This window comes from Flavobacterium croceum DSM 17960, assembly GCF_002917885.1.
Classification (GTDB): Bacteria; Bacteroidota; Bacteroidia; order Flavobacteriales; family Flavobacteriaceae; genus Flavobacterium; species Flavobacterium croceum.
In genome coordinates, this window is record NZ_PQNY01000071.1 from 1 (window position 1) to 2309 (window position 2309).

Genomic DNA, 2309 nt, shown 5'->3' on the forward strand with positions numbered 1-2309 from the left:
CTTAAATTGAAGTACGTTTTTCACGAAAATATTTTATCTTTAGCAGAAATTTAGCCGTTCGCTGGCTTCGCTTCTGCTCCAAGCCGGGAAACGTTGTGCGTCAGCTTAAAACGACAGCATACAAAACAAACAAACAGACAATAAACAGAAAATATGAAACATATTTATTACAACTTACTTTTTTTACTTGTAACATTGACAAGTTGCTCAAACGCATCAAAACCGAACGACCCTATTCCAAAACACGAAACTTTTAAAATTCAATCTAAACAAGTTGGAGAAGAAAGAGTAATCAACGTTTGGACACCTGAAAATTATAAAGCAAGTAAAGACTCTTTGCCAGTAATGTATATGGCAGATGGAGGAATAAAAGAAGACTTTCCGCACATTGCAAATACTTTGGCTAAACTGATAAAAGAAAACAAAATAAAACCTCTAATACTTGTAGGAATTGAAAACACACAAAGAAGAAGAGATTTAACGGGATTTACAGAAGTAGCGAAAGACAAAGAAATTGCAACAGTTGTTGGTGGTTCAGAAAAATTTAGAGCCTTTATCAAAGACGAACTTTTCCCAGAAATTAGCAAACGATACAGAACAACAACTGAAAAAAGTATAATTGGAGAATCTGCATCAGGACTTTTTGTAATGGAAACATTTTTCTTGACACCTGAAATGTTTGACAATTATATCGCTTTTGACCCTTCACTTTGGTGGAACAATCATTATTTGGTAAGGACAGCAAAAGAACATTTAGCAAATTTCCCATCTACTGAAAAACGAATTTGGTTTGCAGGTTCAAACGCAGAAGATGTTTCGCCTTATACAAAAGAATTAGCTGAAATTTTGAAGGCAGAAAATCTAACAAATATTAAATGGAAATTTTCTGACGAACCAAAAGAAAAACATACGACAATTTTTAGAGCAACTAAGGAGAAAGCAATTATTTGGACACTCAACAAAACTGAATAAAAAGCCGAACGCACAACATCGGTTTGGCAATATGGCGGCTGAAGTGCTTCTATGAAACGTTTGTGCAAAGTTCAACAGCAGAAATCTATTGAACTTTTGTGCTAAATTTCCGCCACATCGCCAAGCCGTAAAACGTTACAAGCAATTATCTAAAAAATCCGCAAAACAGAAAAACATTATGAAGAAAATAATCATTTGCTCATTACTAATTCTTGCTTTGACTTCATTCAAATCGGTTGGCTCTGCGACTGCTCATTTGACTTGCAAATCTGAATCTGGACGAACTACATTCAAAGCAGAAATACAAGATATAGATGAAGGAATTGAAAAAGCGGAATTGACAATTGACGGTGTAAAACTCAACTTTACAGAAGATGAGAGCTCAAACATAGTTTTTGATTCCAAAAATGGTGTTTATACAATCGTCATCGAAAGCAAAAGTCAACTTCAAAAAGATTTCTCAAAGTTTAAATTCTTAAAGTTTTGGGCAATTCCAAAGACATTTAAAACTATTATTGAAAATAATACTGAAGGAAAATACGAATTCAAAGCAAGATTATATTCAACAGAACCAAGAAAAGGTAAAGATTTGCAAACGCCAGAAATTGAAATGAATTGCAATTTGGAATATAAAATATAATAACTGCTTGTAACAGCGGTTTCAAGAAATGGCGAAAAATGTGGTAAATTCACATTTTTCTTTCGCAAGAAATACTATCTTAGTGGAAAGTTAAGCGGTCACGAAGTTCGCCACTTCTTGAAGCCGCGAGACGTTGCCTACTATACGCGGAAAAATTCCGGAAGAAATTTTTCCTGGTTTATTAAAGAAAAAATTATGAATGTTTCAACTTCGTGGTTTTTTCTTTTATTTTTTTGTTGGATCTTTATCAGAAAATTACGGCTGAACGAAATCGGACAGAAACTGAAATCTAACAGAAAACGTGCGGAAATTTCTACTTAAAACGTGAAATTTCAAATATTTTAAAAGGAGAAACTGGCAAGAAAATTTGAAACTTCTAAAACGGAATTTTATTACAGGCGAAAGCGGAAAAAAAACTGAAAAACTGAAAGAAAATAACTACTCGACAGACAACAGAAAAAACGCAGATTCGCACAGCAGGCAACAGCGGTTTGGCGCAATAGCTCATTTAATTTTAAATTGAAGTCTGTTTTTCACGAAAATGTTTATCTTTAACAGAAATTTAGCCGTTCGCTGGCTTCGCTTCTGCGTCAAGCCGCGAAACGTTGTGTGCCATACTTCCGACGAAATTCAGAAGTCAAACATTTTAGTTTGAACAACCATTTGAATTTTAAGACTTGACGAAATGTCCACTTTT

General features: G+C 34.1%; 2 protein-coding genes. Both read left to right on the forward strand.

Features of this window, described 5'->3' with window-relative positions; genetic code table 11:
- The first annotated feature begins 153 nt into the window (after nt 1–153).
- Nucleotides 154–972 carry an alpha/beta hydrolase gene (locus tag Q361_RS13420; RefSeq protein ID WP_103727234.1) on the forward strand — a complete coding sequence of 273 codons (819 nt, stop codon included), beginning with the start codon at nt 154–156 and terminating at the stop codon, nt 970–972.
- 178 nt (nt 973–1150) lie between these two features.
- Complete coding sequence (locus Q361_RS13425; RefSeq protein WP_146047054.1) at nt 1151–1612, forward strand: hypothetical protein; 462 nt, start codon at nt 1151–1153, stop codon at nt 1610–1612.
- Nucleotides 1613–2309: the final 697 nt, after the last annotated feature.

What these genes read in the sequence shown, in the direction of transcription:
- Q361_RS13420 (WP_103727234.1), top strand. Translation starts at nt 154, where the DNA reads ATGAAACATATTTATTACAACTTACTTTTTTTACTTGTAACATTGACA.
- Q361_RS13425 (WP_146047054.1), top strand. Translation starts at nt 1,151, where the DNA reads ATGAAGAAAATAATCATTTGCTCATTACTAATTCTTGCTTTGACTTCA.